This is a genomic window from Geomonas diazotrophica (assembly GCF_018919385.1).
Classification (GTDB): Bacteria; Desulfobacterota; Desulfuromonadia; order Geobacterales; family Geobacteraceae; genus Geomonas; species Geomonas diazotrophica.
In genome coordinates this window covers 224,001-244,886 of record NZ_JAHLMF010000004.1, presented here as the reverse complement: position 1 = coordinate 244,886, position 20,886 = coordinate 224,001, and the positions used below count along the sequence as shown (strand labels likewise).

Sequence of the window (20,886 nt, the reverse complement as noted above, 5' to 3'; positions counted from 1 at the left end):
GTAACGACGAGAGGGCAATACCATGAGCACAATGCCAACTGCTGATACAAAAAACAACGAGGGCGCGACGGTAGTTATTACTCACAGGTTGCGCGAAAACAAGCAGACAGATTACGAAAAGTGGCTTGAGGAAATTGCGCCTCTTTGCAAGGCTTCACAGGGGCATTTGGACTGGCACATTGTTCGTCCGATACCAGGGTTGACAGAAACTTATACCGTCATCATTCGGTTCGATACTGAGGCGCATTTGCGTGAATGGATGGAATCCCCGACTCGCGTCCGTTTGATAGAAAAGGTTCGGCCTCTGTTAGTAACCGGCGACGATTTTTTTATCAGTAGCGGGCTGGATTTCTGGTTTACCCCGGTGGGCGCGAAAGCCAGGATACCGGTGCGCTGGAAACAGTTTCTGGTTACATGGTCAGCCATTTTCCCTCTGGCGTTAGGTATGCCATTGGTCGTTCATCCAACTCTGCACTACCTTGGCATTCAAGATAACCGTTTATTGGCTACATTGGCCGTAACCGGACTGGTCGTTTTCCTTATGGTCTACGTGGTGATGCCTCGCTATACGAGACTTGTTCAGCGATGGCTGTTCTCAAGGTGAAAGAAATGTCAAACAAGCAATCGGAACTTGAAAAGTTGGGGTGGAACGAAAGGTTCGAGCGGCTCGCGGCACTGCAGGGGGAGTCGATTGAGACGGTGGCCCGCGTGGCGGCGGTGGACCGCGATCAACTCTTGCTCCTGAACGACACGGGGACCTTCCGGGCCAAGCTGTCCGACAGTTACCTGCACCATCACCGGCGGCCGGAAGTGTTGCCGTGCGTGGGAGACTGGGTCTGCGTCGAGAAGGGACTCAATGATGACTTCGGGCTTATTCACACCGTGCTGGACCGCAGAACCAGTCTGTGCCGCAAAGCCGTCGGCGGGGTCAACGAATCGCAGATGATCGCGGCAAATATCGATTACGTGATCGTCGTCCAGTCCTGTCACTATGATTTCAATCTGAATCGGTTGGAACGCTACCTGGTTATGATTATGGAAGGTGGCGCAACCCCTTGCGTGCTTCTTACCAAAACAGACCTCGTTGAACCTGACGTGCTGACGGCCCAGCTTTCTCAGATACGTGCTGCCGGTATCACCGCGCCGGTGCTGCCCCTGAGCAATATGACCGGAGAAGGGATCGACGAGCTGAAGCGAAATTTGTTGCCGGGCATGACGTACTGCTTCGTAGGGTCGTCCGGAGTCGGCAAAAGCACCATCATCAACGAACTGATCGGCGGGGGTAGCCTGGAAACTCAAGGCTTGAGCGCCACCGGCGAAGGAAAACATACGACGGTACGCCGGGAACTGATACTTCTGGGAAACGGTGCGCTGGTAATCGATAACCCGGGGATGCGGGAGTTTGGCATCATTGGTGTGGAAAATGGCATAGGTAGAAGCTTTGTCGACATAGAGGCCCTTGCATCCAGTTGCCGCTACCGCGACTGCACCCACACGAGCGAGCCGGGCTGTGCGGTCCTGGATGCGCTGAGTGCCGGTGAAGTCGATGAAGAGCACTACAAGAACTATACAAAACTGAAAGCGGAGTCCGAGTTCTACCAGATGTCATATGCTGAAAAGAGGAAGAAAGATCGAGACTTCGGCAAATACATCAAATCGGTAAAGAATGATTTGCGAGGAGAGTAGAAAGATACGCCTGACCCAAAAGACGCGGCGATCTTTGCCCCGGTTGGCAGAAGGCATGAGTCCCCCAGGCGGAAGAGGGAGGTCGCGGGCGGTTGTGTGCGGATGCGACCTTTTCAGATGTGATGCTGCTGCCCTGGCAGGGTGAAGTAGAAGCAGGCGCCCTTGCCAACCTCGCCCTCCGCGCGCACCTCACCGCCGTGCCGGTCGACGATCCGGAACACGGTGGCGAGCCCGACCCCGGTGCCGGGATAGTCGCTTGAGGGGCGCAGGCGCTGGAAAGGCTTGAAGATCTTGTCGGCTTCGCTCATCTCGAAGCCGATGCCGTTGTCGCGCACGAAGAACTCGCGCACCCCGTCGCGCATCCTCTGCCCGAACTCGATGCAGGTGTGTTCGTTCCTGGAGGTGTACTTCCAGGCGTTGCCCAGCAGGTTCTGCAACAGAACGCGGGCAAGATGGGGGTCGCACCAAGCGGTCATACCTGCAGCGTTTTGCCATTTCAGTGAGCGTTCCACGTCGTACGACCGCAGTTCTGCGATAATGTCATCCGCCATGCGGCCCAGGTCCACCTCCTCGCAACTCAGTTCCGTTCTTGTTACCCGAAACAGCACCAGCATCGCCTCGATGAACTCCTCCATGTTCTCGCATCCGGTATGGATGGCGTTCAAGAGGCATTGGCCGGTTTCGTCCAGTTGGTCGCGGTAGATGTCGGCAAGGGCCTGTCCGGCCCCGTAGACGGTGGTAAGCGGCGTGCGCAGGTCGTGCGACAGCGAATAGCTGAAAGCCTCCAGCTCTCGGTTGGTGGCCTGCAGCTCGAGGGTCTGCTGACGCAGGCTCCCGTTCAATTTCCGGATCGCCTCCTCCGATTCCTGGCGCTCGGAGGTGTCCCGCACCACGCAGATGATGCCTCCATCCTCCAGACGCGAAAGGGATATCTCCTGAGGGAACAGGGACCCGTCCTTCTTGAGCCCGGTCGCCTGGCCGCGCCAGCCGTCCCCTTTCTGGAATGCACCATAGATGAGCGGCTCCAGCCGTTGGCGCTCCTCGTCGGTGTACAGCTTCTTCCAGGTACGGCCGATCAGTTCCTGCTGCGACGGGTAGCCGTAGATGGCCGCGTGCGCCTTGTTCAGGTAGAGGTATTCGCCGTCAGGGTTCAACAAGGCGATGCCGTCGATGGATGCTTCTATGGCAGCTGAGTGCTGCTTCTGCATGATCTCTTTGGTCTTTCGCTCGGTGACGTCGCGTACGAGTTCGATGGCAGCGGTGACGGCACCGGTGGCATCCATCAGCGGGGCGGCCGCCGTCTCGATGTGACGTGTCTGACCGTCGATAACATGGGTTGACTCCTGCCGGTGTGGCAGCCCGTCGAGGAAGCATTCGTTGACGACGCAGCCGGGGCAGACGGTATCGCGGTCGTGGTAGGCGCTGTAGCAGGGCTGTCCCAGGTGCTCTCCCTTGAACTGTCTGGCCGGGGGGTTCTGGTATAGGATCCTGAAGTCCCGGTCCTGGACCGTCACCGCGTCAGGCACACTGGCGAGGATGGCTTCCGTGCGGCTTTTTTCCAGGGCCAGCTTGGCCACGGTATCTTCCAGTGCCGAGGTGGCTTCCTGCTCGCTTCTTGACTTGCGCCAGGCACAGGTCATGAAAATCAGCAGAAACAGGATGGTTTGGAGGCGGTAGGTCAGTTCCTGCGCCTCGGGGTGCAGAAGCTGCTGAACGAAGCTGCCTTCGGAAAACACCACCGCATCGAGAAAGCTGTCCGTGAGCCACGACGCCAGTATCAGGATGCTTCCCGTGCCGATAGAAAACCAGCGACCTTTTCGGAGCCGCGACAACATAAACTCTCCTTCTGATACAGCATCGACTGCCCTTGCTTACCAGGCGCCGATCAATCGGGTCGCGGGCGCGATTGATCCAATCTTTGGCATGCCCAGTGGTTACCGATTCGTATATCATATCAAAGTACATGCTTCATAGTCTTTTCCGCGCTGGTTGCGCGGCAAGTACATCCTCCTTTTCTCTGTTTCGTGAGAGGGAATTCTTGGTATCTTGACGCATCCCTGCCGGCTCCGTCCGAAATATCGAGAACGTTTCCATCAAGCCGTTTGCCGATGATGCGATGGCTCCTTTGGGGGACGGGGGTACGAAGAAATGCCCTGCTCGCGGGGCTTTTGGGAAGTGTTCTCTTCAGGGGGGAGGGGGACGCTCGCGACTCACCGTACTGACCACCGGTGAGGTCGCCGTCCCTACAACTGCTTGGGCTTTTTGCCGGAGAAATTGTCGTCGAAGCAGGTCGGGCAGATGCCGTGGCTGAACTGGGCTTCGGTATGCTGGGATATGTAGGACTCCATCTGCTGCCAGCTTTTTTCGTCCTTTCTTACCTTCTTGCAGTACATGCAGACGGGAATGATTCCCTCCAGCACCTTCACCTTGGACAGGGCCTGTTCCAGTTCCTCGTTGCGCTGCACCAGGGCGTCCCTGTGGATTTGGAGGTTCTTCCGGCTGTTGATCAGCTTGGTGAAGCTCATGGTGAGGGCCAGCAGAAGCAGAACCGATATGGTGGAGAGTATCTCGACCCGGTGACTGTAGAGGTAGCCCGGGGGCTGGTTGACGATGATGCTGTCGGTCGGCAGTTTCCCCTGTGCGATCCCGAAGCGCCGCAGCTCGTTATAGTCGAACATGTCCTTGTTTGGGCTCGGCGTGACGGGGGGGAGGGCGTCTATGGACTCGCCCTTAAGCACCCGCACGGCCAACGCCGCCGCTGCGGCACCGTGTTCGTGAAGGTTCAATAACCGCCCGCCGACGATTCCTTCGCCCAGGTTGAATTCCCAGCCGCCGTACACCGGGACCGGACTGACGGTGGAGATTCTGCGCAGAGCCTCGTTGCTGGAGACCCGGTCGCCATTTTCGTCTTGCACAAAGGAAGCGAAATAGAGGATGACGCTGCCGGGGTGCAGCTGCTTGACCCGACTGATGAATTGGTCCAGTCGCAGCCCGGCCCAGTCGGAGAAGGTGGCTTTATCCTGCAACTGCTCCGCGGCCTTGCGGAACTCCATGTCGTTCAACTGGCCGGTAACGGAGTCGTCGCGGATGACGACGATCTCCTTGGTCGCGGGATGAAGGTCGAAGATGAGGTCGAGGGTGGCCTTGAAGCTTGGGCGCTCGTCGATGCCGATGATGCCGTGCCGGCCGGAAAGCCTGGAGCGGTCGAATGAGTTGGTGCCGCAAAAGACCACCGGGGTGGCGCCGAAGAGGTCTTCCCTGTGCCGTTCGATGATGTTGAAGGCATAGTCGTCGGTGGAGAAAATCAGGTCGAAGTGGCGTTTTTGATATTTGAACCTGAGCAGATCGATGACTTTGGCGTCGAATTCCTTGCCGCTGTTGTTTTTCGAGTCCAGGTACTCGACCTGAATCTCGGTGTCCGGCAGTGCCTTTAGCAGCGTCGCGCGAAACCCTTCCACGGCGTCGTCGGATCCCTTGTACCCCGAATGGTAGGAATTGAGGATCAGGATTTTCTTCCCGAGGGGCGTCTCGGCGCAGGTGGCACCTGTCACGGTGCCCAGCAGGCAGACGCCGACCAGCATGCATAGCAGGCTGCTAAGAAAGAAAACCCTGGACATCGCTTTCTCCATGGGGAGGCAACTCCGCTTCCCGTGCGGTCCCATTGTCGGAACCAGGGGCGACAGGTGAAAAAACGCGCCCGTATGGATAGTTTCGGCACAACGGCGCGATTCTTGAGAGAGGAACGGCGAGGTGCCCGTCTCCAGGCCCCTCGGGCACCGGCGAGGCGATCTCACCGCGTTGCCACTATGGTTAAAAAAGGGTTAAGTGAAGCGGCGGCCCTCGCGGATCCGCTGCAACCTGAAGGATGTCAAGCGGGGCAACTCCGTGTTTCCTGGAACGCGAGATGCATTTCGCGCCTGAGACGGTTGTGAATGGACCTTACCAAATTAACCGGCAATGTATAATAGTTTAAAATGCATGTCAAAGGACGATAACCCCCAAAACACCGTCTTCCTGGTCCAGTAATGGGGGTGCCAGAGGCTCGGCATTTCATTGCAGGTGGAGCGGTTGATTTTTTATAATTGCGCAAGGCGCGAAAGGTGTTTGTCGTGCATGTACGGTTGTGGCAATATCTCCGGTCCGCGCCTTCGGGCGTAACAAAAAGAACCGATACGGAGTGAGTATGAACCTGGATTCGATCCCACGTCAGGAGCTGGCCTCCATCCTGCGCCGCATGCCTAAGGCGGAGCTGCACATCCACATCGAAGGCTCCCTGGAACCGGAGCTGATCTTCCGATTGGCCCAAAAAAACGGCATCGAGCTCCCCTATCCGTCGGTCGAGGCGCTGCGCGCGGCATATGCCTTCACCGACCTGCAGAGTTTTCTCGACATCTACTACGCCGGCGCCGGCGTGCTGCAGACGGAAGAGGATTTCTTCGACATGGCCTGGAACTACCTCGCCCGGGCCAAGGCTGACAACGTGGTTCACACCGAGATCTTTTTCGACCCCCAGACCCACACGGCCAGGGGCGTGCCCATGGCAACGGTCGTCAACGGCCTTTACCGCGCGGTCCAGCGGGGGCGCGAGGAACTTGGCCTTTCCGCCTCCCTGATCCTCTGCTTTTTGCGCCACCTAAGCGAGGAGGACGCCCTTGCCACCCTCGAGCAGGCGCTGCCGTTTCGGGACAAGTTCATCGGCGTCGGACTGGACAGCGGCGAGCGCGGCAATCCCCCGGAGAAATTCGCCGCAGTTTTCGGCCGCTGCCGCGAACTGGGGCTCCGGCTGGTGGCCCACGCCGGCGAGGAGGGGCCGGCACAGTACATTCGCGACGCCCTCGACCTGTTGCATGCGGAAAGGATCGACCACGGCGTGCGCTGCCTGGAGGACCCGGAGCTGGTCGCCCGGCTCGCGGCGGAGCGGGTCGCGCTGACGGTGTGCCCGCTTTCGAACGTCAAGCTGGCGGTGTTTCCGGAGCTGGGCCTGCACAACCTCGGCAGGCTTCTGGCAGAGGGGATCGTCGCCACCATCAACTCGGACGATCCCGCCTACTTCGGGGGGTATCTCAACGACAATTTCACGGCGACCTTCGCGGCGCTCCCCGAACTCGGTGCGAGGGAGGCGTACCTCTTGGCGCGCAACAGCTTCGAGGCGAGCTTTGTAGCCGATGAGACCAGGGAGGGCTGGATCGCCGCTTTGGATTGCTTCTTCGCCGACTGCTGCGCCGGCAGGTAATGCGGCGGCGGACCCTGCCTGAGGCTTGGGGGGGGCAACTGCCGGGACTACTGCCGCAACAGCCGGGGTGAGCGGGGAGGGGGAAAGACAAGGAGCCGCAAGAGCCTCTGGATATTGAGGCTTTGCGGCTCCTTTTTTTGGCGGGGTTAGAGCACCGTCAAACCCTGCGCAGCTTGACGCTCTCCTCTTCCTTTCCCATGATCTGCTGCTTCTTGCCTATGGCGCGCAGCAGGGTGTTGCAGCTGTCGACCAGTTTCTCAAGCTGGCCGTTCTTGCCGTAGACCTGGGTGTAAAAGATGTTTTCCATGACGTGCATCCGCCCGAGGTTGCTGCTTGCCCTGCGCATCTGCATGGTCATCGACCACTGCATCTGCTGGAGCTTCAGGGTCTTCTCCGGGGTCCTCGCCCGGCACGCTTTCTTCAAAGCTTCATCCGCCAGTTCGTCGAACATGGCGGGATTCTCCTTATATAGCTCCCTCAACTCGTCGGGGGTATAGGCTGTAAACTCTCTTTTGGTACTCATGACACGCTCCTTCTCCTTGCATAACAATGAAAGTTGTGACAGTGGTGTTGATTGAGTTTTTCTAATTGTGAACCAGTTGGGGAAAATATTCCAGCAAATTGTGTATACGGCTGACGGGGGGCGACAGTAACACAGTGCGCCCCCTTTTTCCATTGCTACCATTACCATGACCGCTGCCCCGGACAGTCCATCCTTCTGGCCGGTTGTGCGTCGCACTCCCCTCAGGGAGCGCCCCGATCCCTTTCTCCTCGGGCCTTCTTGCACCCCCGCGCCTTCCCGCCAATAACCTTGCAATTAAAGGGTAAACTCCTTAACATTAATTTGTACAAAGATTTGCGTGTTGGGGGGAACCCCGAGGATCTTCCTGCGGCGAAAGGAGGCTGCCATGGCGGATAAGGGTGAAAGGACTATTGGCGAACTGGTGTCCGAGCTGGCCGGGGAAGTGCGTCTGCTTTTCCGGCAGGAATTGGACCTGTTCACGGTGGAAATGAAAGAGAAGGTGGTGGAGGTTGCCAAGGACACCGCCGCGATAGGGGTAGGCGGGGTGCTCATCTACACGGGGTTCCTGGTGCTCCTGGCGGCCGTTGTGCTGGGGCTTGCCACCGTGATGCCCGCCTGGGGGGCGGCGCTTTTGGTGGCTGCAGGCTTGATCGCCATCGGAGCGGTCCTGGTCCTGAAAGGCGGCAAGGACGTCAGGGAGATGGATGCCAAGCCCGAACAGACGGTGGGGGCTTTGAAGGAGGCGGTACAATGGGCGAAAACGTTAAGGTTGACGAGCAGTCGCCGGAGAGGATCCGCGAGCAAATCCGGCATACGGAAAGCGATATAACGCACACGGTGCAGACCCTCGAGCAGAGACTCTCCCCCCGCTACCTGAAGCGCCAGGGGATGCGTAAGGCGAAGCTGTTCGCCTGGCAGGGAATCGCCAAAGCCCTCGATCTGGCCCAGCGGACCTCGGTGCAGGTTTCGCTGGTCGGTGGGGGCGCGCTGCTGATGTTGTTGGGGAGCAGGCGGGTGCGCGAGCGGGTAACCGTGAGGACGGCGCGCAAACCGGCCATCGAGGTGCACCCGGGCGCGGCTGTGGCCCGGGCGGCCGGGGCGAGCGCGTTATGGCTATTGATGCGCAGGTTCGGCGGCGGGAAAGTAAGTGCGGAGAGCACGCCGGTGTCGGGGTGGGCGTTGGCAGCGACTGCCGCCAAGGCGTTCTTGGGGGGCAAAAGGGCCTCGGAAAAAGGCGGCACCCCCAGGGAAGGGGGCAAGGTCGCCTGGCGCGGGTTGGCAACGAGCCTCGGGGCGGCTCTGGGGAGCTACTGGTACACCCACAAGACCCGCAGGGTCTAGCAGACCGTGGCAAAGGAGGACATCATGAGAAGACATGCGAGCACGACGGCCGAGGTGGTCAGCTTTTCTGCCGGGGCATTGGTAGGTGCCGGGCTTGCCCTGCTCTACGCCCCGAAGACCGGGCACGATATGAGGGAGAAGGTTTCCGACGTGACCGGCGATGCCATCGCCAAGATGAAAGGGCTGACCGAGGAAGTCCAGGACAAACTGAACAGGAACCTAGCCAAGGGGCGCGACTACGCCGAGGGAAAAGTGTCGGAGTTGTCGTCAAATATTGAGGAAAGGGAGCAGTATCACTAATCCCCGTGCCTGGCGCGGGTGAGTATCGAGAAGGGCTGTCCGGCAGCGGACAGCCTTTTTGCGTCTCAGGGGCGGGCATTGGCAGAAACCGCAACGGTTGACGGGGACGGTAGAGCTGTGACACATTAGTTTGCCATTGCCCCAAAGCTCATGTACCATCTGTTGCACTGCATACATATCAAGCTGTTCACTGGACTCTCTATGACTAGCCGACTCTTCTCCCTGACCAGAGAGCTGTCGATAAGGACCATGTTGTTCACCGTGGTGGTACTGGTGGCTTTTGCCGGTCGCCCCTGCCGTGCAGAGCCGTTGGCGATCACCCCTTTCCATACCTTCAACCAGAGTCCCCTGGTCCAGATCTACGGGCTTCCGGCTGCCGAAAGCGCCGTGGTTCAACCGTCGGGAAAGGGCTGTACGCTGGTTGCCGTCGATGTGGCGAACAGCTACCTGAAGCGGGAGACGACACGTGAGGCGCTCCTTCTGGACGGCGAGGGGGAACGAATCACCCTCGCCCTTCGCTACGGCGTCGGCCGGAGTCTGGAGCTTGGGGTGGACGTGCCGTTCGTCGCCTACAATGGCGGGATCTTCGACGGTTTCATCGAGGACTGGCACGAGTTCTTCGGACTCCCCCAAGGGCAAAGGCCCAACGCTCCCAAGGGGCAGCTCCGCTTCGCGTACGCGAAGGACGGTCGCCAGCGCCTGGAGATGGACCAAGCCGGCTTGGGTATCGGCGACCTGAGGTTCACCGGGGGGTGGCAGCTTTACCACGACGGTGGCGAGAACCCGGTCGCCCTGGCGCTGCGGGGGAGCCTCAAGGCGCCCACAGGAAGCAGTTCCCGCCTGACCGGCAGCGGCAGCACCGACCTCGCCTTGTGGCTCACCGGCAGCAGCGATTACGCCCTGCCCGGCAAATGGGGGCACGCTGCCGTCTTCGCGGCCGCCGGCGGCCTCGCCATGTCGGACGGGCAGGTGCTGAAGGAGCAGCGGCGGAACCTGGTCGGCTTCGGCACCCTGGGCTCTGGCTGGTCTCCGGCCGACAGCTTCGCGCTGAAGGCCCAGCTCTCCGGGCACAGCGCCTTCTACAGGGACAGCGAATTCTCGGAGTTGAACTCCGGGGGGATGCAGCTCATCTTCGGCGGGACCGTCGCTCTCTCGTCGCGCACCACCCTGGACATCGCCCTTTCCGAGGACGTCATCGTCGGCGCATCGCCGGACGTCGCGCTGCACCTGGGATTGGGGCACCAGTTCTGAAACGTTTTATGCCTTTACCCCTGCGGTAGGAGGATGTGATGGGGACGTCGGTAGGAATAGGGTTCAGCATGCGGAAGAACCCGGTCGAGGCGGGGCACGAGGCGGCCCGGACCGCGCTGGAGCGGGCGGGAATCGCCAAGCCGGATTTCGTGATGGTTTTCGCCACGGTGGGGTACCACCAGCAGAGGCTGATCGCCGCGATCCGGGAGGCGACCTCCGGGGCACCGCTGTGCGGATGCTCGGGGGAAGGGATCATCGCACAGGAGGAGGTTGCCGAAACCAACTTCGCCGTAGGGGTCATGGCGGTCGCCTCCGACGAAATCCGCTTCGGGATCGCTTCGATATCGGGGATAGGTGAGCCCGGCGACCTCGCCGGCGAGCGGCTGGCGGCGAAGATCGCACCGCTCATGGCTTCCGACAGCCGCGCCTTCTTCCTGTTGGCGGACGGGCTTGGGTTCGACTTCGATCCCTTCGTGGCGGCCTTCGAGGGGGTCCTCTCCCCGTCGGCGCGGCTCCCGATCTTCGGCGGGCTTGCAGCCGACAACTGGGCCTCCCGCAAGACCTACCAGTACCACGACGACGAGGTGCTCAGTGACGGGGCCTGCTGCGTGGTCATGTCGGGCAAGGGGCAGGTCGCCTGGGGGATCAACCACGGCTGCGTCCCGGTGGGCACCAAGCGGACCATAACCCGCTGCAAGGGGAACATCATCTACGAGATCGACGGTGTGTCGGCCCTGGAGGTCCTCAAGGAATACCTCGACGAGGAGTGGGCCATCAAGTGGAACAAGGCCACCCTGAACCTCTGCCTGGGCTTCAAGACCCCCGAACACCTGCGCCAGGGGTACGAGGAATACTTCATCCGTTACATAACGGACAAGGACGAGCACGAGGGGTCCGTCACCATCCAGTCCGACGTCAGCGAGGGGACCGAGCTCTGGATCGTGCGCCGCGACAAGGAGCTTATGATGAACGGGCTGCGCTCCATACCGCGCCAGATCAAGGAGCAGCTCTGCGGCGACCCGCCCAAGTTCGTGCTGCAGTTCGAATGCATGGGGCGGGGGAGGGTGGTGTTCAAGGAGCAGGAGCGCATGGAACTGGTCAGGTCGCTGCAGCGCGACCTCGGGGAAAAGGTGCCGTGGCTCGGGTTCTACACCTACGGCGAGATCGGGCCGATCCGGAAGTACAACTGCTTCCACAACTTCACCTCAGTGGTCACCGTGGTGTACTGAAGCCGAAAGAACGCAGCGTATGAGCGAACCAGGAAAAGACATGCCGCCGGAAGCCGAGTTGGAGAAGCTGCGCCGGGAGAACGAGATCCTGTCGGAGCAGGTGAAAAGGCTGGTCAAGGCCGAGAGCAGGCTCTACGACTACCAGGAGAAGCTCGACGCCCAGGTCAAGGAGTACAGCGAGCTCTACGACCTGAGCCGCAAGCTTTCCACCTGCACCGAGCTGACCGCCATCTTCGAGCTCGCCGCCGGCTACGTCATCAACAGCCTCAACTACGAGCGGGTGCTCTTCTTCCACAAAAGCGACGACGGCGCCGCCTATGCGGTCTGCGCCTGCGACGGCTACTACGATCTTGAGGAAGAACGCGCCGTTTGCTCCCTCAGCATCCCCAGGAAGGCCCCCTTCCTCTCCCCGCTCTTCGCCGGGGAAAACTACCGCATCTGCACGGAGCGCTCCCGCCAGCACGCGCTCTCCGAGTACCGCGCCAAGCTCCTGATGAACGAATATCTCCTTTGTGCGCTGGGGAACCCGTCCGATCCCCCGGTCCTCGTGGCGGTGGGGAACTCCGAGGAAAACGCCGAGTTCAACCGCAGGGTCAGCGACAGCGAGGAGGCCCTGTTCGGCATCGGCAACCTGCAGGGGCTTCTCTCCTCGGCCATCGAGAACCTGATCCACTATGCCGGCATGAAGAAGGCGCTGGAGCAGGAGCGGCTCGCCGAGGCCAAGTACCGCGGCATCTTCGAAAACGCCATGGAGGGGATCTTCCAGACCACCCCGGAGGGGAAGTTTCTCAGCTGCAACTTCGCAACCGCCGCCATCCTCGGCTACCAGACCCCGGAAGAGGTGCTGGAGAACGTGGTGGATATCGGGCCGCAGCTCTACGTCGACCCGAAACGACGCGACGAGCTGTACGCCATGATGATCCAGCGGCAAAACGTGAAGAATTTCGAGGTGGAATTCTACCGCAACGACGGCAGCAAGATCTGGGTCAACCTGAGCACCCGCCCCACCTTCGACGACAGCGGCGTGCTCGCCTACATCGACGGCATCATGCAGGACATCACCGAGCGCAAGCGGGACGAGGACTCCCTGCGCAAGCTCTCCCAGGTGGTCGAGCAGAGCCCGGTCTCCATCGTCATCACCGACACCTCGGGCCGCATCGAGTTCGTGAACCCGAAGTTCGTCCAGTTGACGGGGTACACGCTGGAGGAGGTCGTCGGCAGGAACCCGCGCTTCCTGAAGTCGGGGAAAGCGGCGCCGGAGGAGTCCGGGACGCTCTGGCAGACCATCACGAGCGGCAAGGTGTGGGAGGGGGAGTTTCTCAACAAGAAGAAAAACGGGGAGCTTTTTTCCGAGCACGCCACCATTTCCCCCATCCGGGACCGAAACGGCGCCATCACCCACTACCTGGCGGTGAAGGAGGACATCACCGAGCGCAAGCTGCTGGAAGCCCAGCTGTTCCAGTCTCAGAAGATGGAGTCCATCGGGCGTCTTGCGGGCGGCGTGGCGCATGACTTCAACAACATGCTGAGCGTCATCCTGGGGTGCGCCCAGCTGGCGCTGCGCGACGCACAGGAAGGGAGCCCCCTCTGGCAGGACCTGGACCAGATCATCCACGCCGCCAAGCGCTCCAGCGACATCACCCGCCAACTGCTGGCCTTCTCGCGCAACGAGGTGATCGCGCCGCGGGAAGTGAACCTAAACGAGCACTTCGCCGAGATGCAGAAGACGCTGGGGCGGCTGATCGGCGAGGACATCAAGATGACCTTCAGCCCCGCCGCCGACCTCTGGCAGGTCAACGCCGACACGACCCAGTTGGACCAGATCCTGGTCAACCTGGCCGTCAACGCCCGCGACGCCATGGAAAACGGAGGGGTGCTCACCGTGGCGACGGCCAACGTTACCGTGGACAGCAGTTACAGCCAGTACCACCTCGACGCCTCTCCCGGCGACTACGTGCAGCTTTCGGTGAGCGATACCGGCTGCGGCATGGACCGCGACACCATCGATCGCATCTTCGAGCCTTTCTTTACGACCAAGGAAGTGGGGAAGGGGACGGGGCTTGGGCTTGCCACGGTGTACGGGATCGTGCGGCAGCACAACGGCTTCATCAACGTGTACAGCGAGCCGGGGCAGGGAACCATCTTCCAGATCAACTTCCCCAGGTTCGCCGGTGCCGCCGCGGTCGGGGAGAGCGCGGAATTCGAGGCGTCCCTTGTCGGCTCCGGGACGGTGCTGCTGGTCGAAGACGATGCCCTGGTTCGCAAGATGACGCTGCGCGCCCTGAGGGACCTGGGGTACACGGTGATCCATGCCTCCGGCGCCGACGAGGCCATCACGATCTGCAGGGACGGGGGAACGCGCATCGACGTCATCCTAACCGACGTCGTCATGCCGGGGATGAACGGCAAGGAGATGGTTGACGCCATCGAGGCTTTCCGTCCCGGCCTGAAGGTGCTCTTCATGTCCGGTTACACCAGGGATCTCGTGGCCCAGCGCGGTGTGGTGGACGAGGGGAGGCATTTCATCCAGAAGCCGTTCGACCTGCAGTCGCTGGGGAGGAAACTGAAGGAAACGCTGCAGGACAGGTAGCGGGAGTCCCGCCTTCTTGCCCCGGGAGAGGGGGCTCAAAGCCCCTCACCATGACCTCTCGCAGGGGGGAGGGGATTGCGGCGACGTGTGGCGGTGTCTTACTTCCACGTAGGAAGGGTTCCCCTTATCGCTCGGCTGCGCTGAATATGGCGAACTGCTTCATCATCTTCTGCCGATACCCCACGATGTCCTGTCGTAGCGACGCCAGCTGCGCCATTTTTTCATCCACCTTGGCGACATGCTGGTCGAGGGTCTCGATGAGACGCGGGATCATCTTCTCCGTCTGCTTGGCGTCGCCGTACGCGGCATAGAGATCCTGCATCTCCTTGATGGTCAGCCCCAACTCTTTGAGCTTCATGATGAACTTTATTCTTCTGACATAGTAGGGGGTGTACCCCCTGGTGGCGCCGTCCTGCCGCTCCACCGATTCTACGATCCCCACCTCTTCCCAGTAGCGCAGGGTCCTCGTTGTCAGCCCCAAATCCTTCGCCAGGTCGCTTATAGATACGATGGTCTCGCCTTCTCTCTGCTCGTTGGTCATCCGTTTCACCTTTACGTAAATTTCCACATTCTCAGCCAAGCACCGGGTTTTGTCAACCAATACTCCGAGCCGGGAAACCGGGCAGAAGTGGGCGTCCTGGAACAAAAAATAAACTTTCGTATAATTCCGTTTTATTTATCGTTGACATTAACGTAAACGACTGGTACCTTTTTTACCGCAATCCGGTCCTCCTGGTGTTTAGTCGCGTTAAAATAGCGACTTGCAGATGTTGATCCCCTGTTGAGAAAAACAACTTTCGTGTGAATTTGCCCTAGGCGTCAAATCGGTAGTCGTTGGTTTGGCGGGCTCGTGCCTTGGGGTGCACTTGGAGGCGCACCATTCGCATTATACCTCCCGAGAATTTCCAGGGGCTTATTTACAGATTCAAACTAATGTTCTGCTTAATCTGGTCCGGTAAATTGCGTAATTATTTAGATGCTTAATGCAAATGCTAAATCTGGCTAATCGCCTGTGTCTCTTTCATTAAATAACGGAGGTTGAAATGAGCGAGCTGCACAAGAGGATCCGAAAGACGAGCCTGCATTCGAGAATCATGACAGCCGAGGAGACCATCCCCTTTTTCCGCAACGGCATGGACCTCGGTTGGTCCGGCTTCACCCCGGTCGGCTATCCCAAGGTGGTGCCGGCCGCCCTGGCCGATTACGTGGAGAAGCACAACCTCCAGGGGAAGATGCGCTTCAACCTCTTCATCGGCGCCTCCATCGGGGCCGAGATCGAGGACCGCTGGGCGTCGCTTTTGATGACCGACAAGCGCTGGCCCTACCAGACCGGGAAGGTGGTGCAAAAGCAGGTGAACAACGGGACAGTGCGCATGGGGGACAAGCACCTCTCCCTCTACGCCCAGGACCTCGCCTACGGTTTCTACACCAAGGAGAGGGGGGGCGGCTTCGACCTGGGTCTCATCGAGGCGAGCGGCATCACCGAGGACGGCAGCATCATCCTCGGGGGCTCCATCGGCTGCGCCACCGAGGTGATCCAGCACTCCGACAAGCTCATCATCGAGATCAACACCGCCATTCCCTCCTTCGAGGGGATCCATGACATCGTCATGACCGAGCGCCCTCCCTACAAGAAACCGTACCTGATCAGCAGGGTCGACGACCGGATCGGCTCCCCCTACGTCCCCTGCGACCCGGACAAGATCCTCGCCATCGTGGAGTCGCGCCTGCCGGACAAGGGGCGCGCCCTTTCCGACCCCGACGAGACCTCGGAGCAGATCGCCGCCCACATCCTCGACTTCTTCCAGTTCGAGGTGAAGGCCGGGCGCCTGCCGAAAAACCTCCTGCCGCTGCAGTCGGGCGTTGGCAACATAGCCAACGCGGTGGTAGGCGGCATGGTCAAAGGTCCCTTCTCCAACGTGAAGGTCTGGACCGAGGTGATCCAGGACACCATGCTGGACTTCTTCGATTCCGGGAAGCTCGACTTCGCCTCTTCCACCTCGCTCTCCCTCTCCGAGAACGGCTTCAAGCGGCTCTACGACAACTGGGATTTCTACGTCCAGAAGGTCGTGCTGCGCCCGATGCAGATCAGCAACAACCCCGAACCGATCCGCCGCCTCGGGGTGATCGCCATGAACACCCCGGTCGAGTTCGACATCTACGGCCACGCCAACTCCACCCTGGTCGGCGGGACCCGGATGATCAACGGCATCGGCGGCTCCGGCGACTTTTTGAGAAACGCCTACCTCTCCATCATGCACACCCCGTCGACGCGCCCCTCGAAGACCGATCCCACCGGCATCACCTGCGTGGTCCCCATGGCGCCCCATGTCGACCATACCGAGCACGACCTGGACGTCCTGGTCACCGAGCAGGGGCTCGCGGACCTGCGGGGGCTCTCCCCCCGGGAGCGCGCCAAAACCATCATCAACAACTGCGTCCACCCCGACTACAAGCCGCTGATGCAGGAGTACTACGAAAGGGCCAAGCGCGAGTGCTGCGAGCTCAACGTGGGGCACGAACCGCACCTGCTCTTCAAGGTGTTCAAGATGCAGCAGCACCTCGCGGAGAAAGGGACCATGAAGATCGACAACTGGAACTAAGCTGAACCAGAGAGGGTGGACGGATGCAAAGGGACAAAGGAGAGCTGTCCAGTGACGAGTTGCAGAAGGCGGTCGAGCTCCTCGAGATAGTGGCGGCCCGGGGCAAGGGGTATTCGTTATCGGCGCTGGCGCGCGAGGCGGGGATCACGCCGTACCGTACCCGGCTTCTGTTGGCGCTTCTGGAGGACAAGGGGCTGGTGCAGTGTGCGATCCAGAGCGGGAAGTACGACGAGAGCCGCGCCAGGAAACTGGCCCGGACCCTGCTGCAAAACGCCCGCAACAGCAGGGTGCTCGCCCCGATAGTCCGCCCGCTCCTGTCCGAGCACGACGACGATCTGAAGGTGACCATCCTGAAAGATGCCCGCCCGGTACTGGAAGCCCTCGCCCGCCGGCACAACGAGGCGATCTACATGGCGATCCCCAACGGGGACGAGGTGCTGCTGCTGGATATGGTGGATCCCTCGCGGCAGGAGCGGGGGGAGCTGGTCGGACGGCGCTTCCCCTTCTTCGCCAACGCCGCCGGCAAGGTGATGCGTGCCATCGATTCGTGGGACCTGTTGGAGCAGATCGGCCGGAGGTGGCGCGGCGGCAGGGGGGAGCACCCGGACCTCGCCGTCCTGCGGGTCGAGCTGGAGCAGATCAGGGAGGACGGGGTCGCCGTGGAGTGCAGCGGCATGGGGGACGGGGTGGTAACCGTGGCGGTGGCGGTCCGTGACTACGCCGGCAAGGTGGTGGGCGCCCTGATGCTGATCGGGCCCTCGTTCCGGCTGCTGGGGGACCGGTTGGAGCAGGAGATCATCCCTTCCCTGCGCCTGAGCGCAGAACTCCTCTCCGCCAGGTTCGGCTACGCCCGCCCCTGAATGCGACCCTCACCTGGAGCTATTGGCCCCCTTGGCACAGGCCGGGGGATGAACAAGGAAGCGGCGGCCCCGCTTCCAGTCGCTGGTAACCCTAACAGAAGGAGTGACGGCCATGTCGGACAAACAGCAATGGGAAGCAATCGCCAACCACAGCAAGTTCATCGAGCTGAAACGCAAAAAACGGAACTTCCTCTTCACCTGGTGGATCATCTCGACCATCTACTACCTCCTGCTCCCGGTCATCTCCGGCTACTTCCCCGAGGCCTTCAGGATCAAGGTCATCGGCCCCATCAACTTCGGCTACCTTTTCATCCTGTCCCAGTTCGTCATGGCCATCGGGGTGGCGATCTATTACGCCCACGTGGCCAACAAGACCTTTGACCGGCTCACCAAGCAGCTCCTGGAAGCTTTGCAATAGATGCGTCCATCAAACAAAGAGGGGGACCAGGTATGAAAAAGAGGATCGCCGCTTTAACCGTAGCACTGTCGCTATCGATGTTCGGCGCGGCCGCCGTGTGTGCCGAGGCTTCCGCCACCGCCGCAGCTCCCCAGGTCGCCGCACCCGCCGCCGCAGTCTCACCGGCAGCCGCACCCGCCAGCGCCGCAGCTTCTCAGGTCGCGGCTCCCGCCGCGAGTGTCGCCGCCAAGGCCGCGGTCGCACCGGCCAAGGGGGGCGCCGCACCGGCCAAGATCACCCCCAACCGCGGCATCACCATCGGCATGTTCGCCCTCATCATCGCCGTCACCATGGGCGTCGTGATCTGGGCGGCCAAGAAGACCCAGACCGCCTCGGACTTCTACACCGCCGGCGGCGGGATCACCGGCTTCCAGAACGGCTGGGCCATCGCCGGAGACTACATGTCGGCCGCCTCGTTCCTGGGGATGTCGGGGCTCATCTCCCTCTACGGCATCGACGGCTTCATGTACGCGGTGGGACCGATGTTCTCCTTCATCGCCATCCTCCTGGTCATCGCCGAGCCCTGCCGCAACGCCGGCAAGTACACATTAGGCGACATCCTCTGCTTCAGGAGTTCGCCCAAGGTGGTGCGCGGCGTCGCCGCGCTGTCGACCGTTACCGTCTCCATCTTCTACCTGATCGCCCAGATGGTGGGCGCGGGCAAACTGATGCAGATGCTGCTGAACATCCCGTACCGCGTCTCCGTTATCGGCGTCGGCGCGCTGATGGTGGCCTACGTGGTCTTCGGCGGCATGAAGGCGACCACCTGGGTGCAGATCATCAAGGCATCCCTGCTGATGGGCGCAACCACCGTCCTCTGCCTGCTGGTTGCCATCAAGGCCGGCTTCAACCCGGTCCGCTTCTTCACCGACGTGGTCAGTAACGGCGCCATCCAGGAGCACGTGCGCATGAACGTGTTGAAGGACGTGATCGCCAAACCCGGGGTCGACTACGGCCAGCGGTTCCTGGAGCCGGGCCTGTTCCTGAAGAACCCCCTGGACCAGATCTCCCTGGGCCTCGCCTGGGCGCTGGGCGCTGCCGGCCTGCCCCACATCCTGATGCGCTTCTTCACGGTCCCGAGCGCGAAGGATGCCAGGAAGTCCATCATCGTGGCCCTGTTCCTCAACTCCAGCTTCTTCTTCATGATCAGCGTGATCGGCTTCGGCGCCGCGCTCTACCTCACCCCGCAGGCGATCTCCGCCGTGGACAAGGGAGGCAACATGGCGACCCTGCTCCTGGCCCAGCATATGGGCGGCGGCGCGGGGAGCCTCGGCGGCGACATCTTCCTCGCCTTCATCTGCGCGGTCGCCTTCGCCACCATCCTCGCCGTGGTCTCCGGCCTGGTGCTCGCCGCCTCCGCAGCCATCGCCCACGACGTCTACGTGAACATCATCAAGGACGGCAAGGCGGATCAACAACTGCAGGTGAAGGTGGCCCGGATCACCTCGCTCTTCGTGGGAACCTCGGCCATCGTGATGGGGCTCATGGCGGAGAAGGAGAACGTGGTGGCCCTGGTGGCGCTGGCCTTCGCGGTCGCCGCGTCCGGCAACTTCCCGGTCATCATGTTGTCCCTGTTCTGGCGCAAGTTCAACACGGCGGGGATCGTTTCCGGCCTGGTGGTAGGTACCATCTCCGCCCTGACACTGGTCATGGTTTCGCCGGTGATGACCTATCCGAAAAAGATCGCTGCCGACGCCAAGAAGGTGGTGGAAACCCTCGAGAAGAAGCAGGCCGGGGGGACGGTGCTGGCCGAGAAGGAGGTGCAGGCCCTGGAGAAATCGCGGACGGAGTACGTGAAGAACAAGGACGGCAAGTCCATGGTCGGCCTGGACGCCCCGATCTTCCCGCTCAAGAACCCGGGGATCGTCTCGGTCCCGCTCGGCTTCCTGGCCGCCGTCTTTGGCTGTCTCCTGTTCCGGGAGCGCCGTGCCGAGGAGATGTTCGACGAGATCGACGTGCGCCAGAATACCGGCATCGGCATCACCAGCGCCGCCGATCATTAGCCGTTTGCCAAACCTGTCCCCCTCCCGGCCTCCCCCCTCCCGGGGGAAGGGGCGTCCACCACAGCGTTCCCTCCCTCTTCCAAGGGGAGGGGGCGTCCACACAGCGTTCCCTCCCCCGGAGGGGGAGGGACAGGGAGGGGGAAGGACTCGCTTGCATGCGAGTTGTGTAATGGAACAGCCGCGACTGGCGCCGAGCAAACTCATCAAGGAGGTGCAACCGTGACACACGTTAACAACCTGCAGGAGATCGCGGCCGTTTCGCAGCCGGAGGGAGACGAGGGGGTCCGGCTCCTCTACTCGCTCAGCAAGGAGGAGCTGGTGAGGATCATCGTCGACGACGCCAAGAACTGGCTCGCCCACGACGGGGTCTGGTTCCAGTCCCTGGAGAAGAAGTACGGCATGGAGGTGGCGGTGGACATCGACACCGACGCCTGGCGGCTCTTCACGGTCATCGAGGCCAAGAGGATCATGGAGCGGCTCTCCATCAAGTCCGGCGGAGGCATCCCCGCCCTGGTGGAGTGCTTGAAGCACCGCTTCTACGCCAGGCTGAACCTGCAGGAAAGCATCGAGGTGACCGACTCCCGGGCCGTGTTCCGGATGCTCGACTGCCGGGTGCAGTCGGCCCGAAAGCGCAAGGGACTCCCGGACCACCCCTGCAAATCGGTCGGGATCGTCGAATACTCCGAGTTCGCCCGGACCGTCGATTCCCGCATCGCGACCCGCTGCATCGCCTGTCCGCCCGACCCGCACCCCGATGAGTTCTGGTGCGCCTGGGAGTTCACCTTGAACCCCGGGCAGCCGTAAAGACCA

General features: G+C 61.2%; 18 protein-coding genes. 14 read left to right on the top strand and 4 right to left on the bottom strand.

What is annotated here, in order from left to right:
- Window positions 1–22 precede the first annotated feature (22 nt).
- Complete coding sequence (locus KOM00_RS05910) at window positions 23–604, top strand: antibiotic biosynthesis monooxygenase (protein ID WP_216497909.1); 582 nt, start codon at window positions 23–25, stop codon at window positions 602–604.
- A complete protein-coding gene (rsgA, locus tag KOM00_RS05905) occupies window positions 586–1,686 on the top strand; it encodes a ribosome small subunit-dependent GTPase A (protein WP_236026764.1) in 1,101 nt (366 codons plus the stop codon). Before KOM00_RS05910 ends, rsgA begins: the two co-directional genes overlap by 19 nt.
- A gap of 113 nt (window positions 1,687–1,799) precedes the next feature.
- On the opposite strand, the gene KOM00_RS05900 is transcribed toward rsgA, so the two are convergent.
- Together KOM00_RS05900 and KOM00_RS05895 are read right to left on the bottom strand one after the other, a co-directional pair.
- Window positions 1,800–3,521: a PAS domain S-box protein gene (locus KOM00_RS05900; protein WP_216497908.1), complete on the bottom strand. Its 1,722-nt coding sequence runs from the start codon at window positions 3,519–3,521 to the stop codon at window positions 1,800–1,802.
- 408 nt (window positions 3,522–3,929) lie between these two features.
- Complete coding sequence (locus tag KOM00_RS05895) at window positions 3,930–5,303, bottom strand: ABC transporter substrate-binding protein (RefSeq protein ID WP_216497907.1); 1,374 nt, start codon at window positions 5,301–5,303, stop codon at window positions 3,930–3,932.
- Window positions 5,304–5,869: 566 nt separating this feature from the next.
- Between KOM00_RS05895 and KOM00_RS05890 the strand changes: the two genes are divergently transcribed.
- Entirely contained in the window at window positions 5,870–6,919 is a 1,050-nt protein-coding gene (locus KOM00_RS05890; protein ID WP_216497906.1) for an adenosine deaminase, read from the top strand.
- 157 nt (window positions 6,920–7,076) lie between these two features.
- Here the strand turns inward: KOM00_RS05890 and KOM00_RS05885 are convergent, their stop codons facing one another.
- Window positions 7,077–7,442, bottom strand: coding sequence for a DUF3135 domain-containing protein (locus KOM00_RS05885; protein ID WP_216497905.1), 366 nt, complete (start codon window positions 7,440–7,442; stop codon window positions 7,077–7,079).
- A gap of 385 nt (window positions 7,443–7,827) precedes the next feature.
- Between KOM00_RS05885 and KOM00_RS05880 the strand changes: the two genes are divergently transcribed.
- From KOM00_RS05880 to KOM00_RS05855, 6 genes are all read left to right on the top strand, one after another.
- Window positions 7,828–8,271 (top strand): phage holin family protein, encoded by a 444-nt coding sequence (locus tag KOM00_RS05880; protein WP_216497904.1) that lies wholly within the window; start codon window positions 7,828–7,830, stop codon window positions 8,269–8,271.
- The gene (locus KOM00_RS05875; protein WP_216497903.1) at window positions 8,193–8,783 is read left to right on the top strand and encodes a DUF3618 domain-containing protein; all 591 of its coding nucleotides are present in this window, start codon (window positions 8,193–8,195) and stop codon (window positions 8,781–8,783) included. The genes KOM00_RS05880 and KOM00_RS05875 overlap by 79 nt, the downstream gene beginning before the upstream one ends.
- A 24-nt stretch (window positions 8,784–8,807) precedes the next feature.
- A complete protein-coding gene (locus tag KOM00_RS05870; RefSeq protein WP_236026763.1) occupies window positions 8,808–9,083 on the top strand; it encodes a YtxH domain-containing protein in 276 nt (91 codons plus the stop codon).
- A 201-nt stretch (window positions 9,084–9,284) separates the two neighbouring features.
- Window positions 9,285–10,334, top strand: coding sequence for a DUF3187 family protein (locus KOM00_RS05865; protein WP_216497902.1), 1,050 nt, complete (start codon window positions 9,285–9,287; stop codon window positions 10,332–10,334).
- 38 nt (window positions 10,335–10,372) lie between these two features.
- Window positions 10,373–11,563, top strand: coding sequence for an FIST signal transduction protein (locus KOM00_RS05860; RefSeq protein ID WP_216497901.1), 1,191 nt, complete (start codon window positions 10,373–10,375; stop codon window positions 11,561–11,563).
- 40 nt (window positions 11,564–11,603) lie between these two features.
- Window positions 11,604–14,153, top strand: coding sequence for a hybrid sensor histidine kinase/response regulator (locus tag KOM00_RS05855; RefSeq protein ID WP_236026762.1), 2,550 nt, complete (start codon window positions 11,604–11,606; stop codon window positions 14,151–14,153).
- Between the two features lie 124 nt (window positions 14,154–14,277).
- Here the strand turns inward: KOM00_RS05855 and KOM00_RS05850 are convergent, their stop codons facing one another.
- A complete protein-coding gene (locus KOM00_RS05850; RefSeq protein WP_216497899.1) occupies window positions 14,278–14,694 on the bottom strand; it encodes a MerR family transcriptional regulator in 417 nt (138 codons plus the stop codon).
- Window positions 14,695–15,196: 502 nt separating this feature from the next.
- Between KOM00_RS05850 and KOM00_RS05845 the strand changes: the two genes are divergently transcribed.
- From KOM00_RS05845 to KOM00_RS05825, 5 genes are all read left to right on the top strand, one after another.
- Entirely contained in the window at window positions 15,197–16,756 is a 1,560-nt protein-coding gene (locus KOM00_RS05845; protein WP_216497898.1) for an acetyl-CoA hydrolase/transferase C-terminal domain-containing protein, read from the top strand.
- Window positions 16,757–16,779: 23 nt separating this feature from the next.
- Entirely contained in the window at window positions 16,780–17,616 is an 837-nt protein-coding gene (locus KOM00_RS05840; RefSeq protein WP_216497897.1) for an IclR family transcriptional regulator, read from the top strand.
- Between the two features lie 112 nt (window positions 17,617–17,728).
- Window positions 17,729–18,034 carry a DUF485 domain-containing protein gene (locus KOM00_RS05835; protein WP_216497896.1) on the top strand — a complete coding sequence of 102 codons (306 nt, stop codon included), beginning with the start codon at window positions 17,729–17,731 and terminating at the stop codon, window positions 18,032–18,034.
- A 32-nt stretch (window positions 18,035–18,066) separates the two neighbouring features.
- On the top strand, window positions 18,067–20,076 hold the full coding sequence (locus tag KOM00_RS05830) for a solute symporter family protein (RefSeq protein ID WP_216497895.1): 2,010 nt from the start codon (window positions 18,067–18,069) through the stop codon (window positions 20,074–20,076).
- Window positions 20,077–20,295: 219 nt separating this feature from the next.
- A complete protein-coding gene (locus KOM00_RS05825; RefSeq protein WP_216497894.1) occupies window positions 20,296–20,880 on the top strand; it encodes a DUF6125 family protein in 585 nt (194 codons plus the stop codon).
- Window positions 20,881–20,886: the final 6 nt, after the last annotated feature.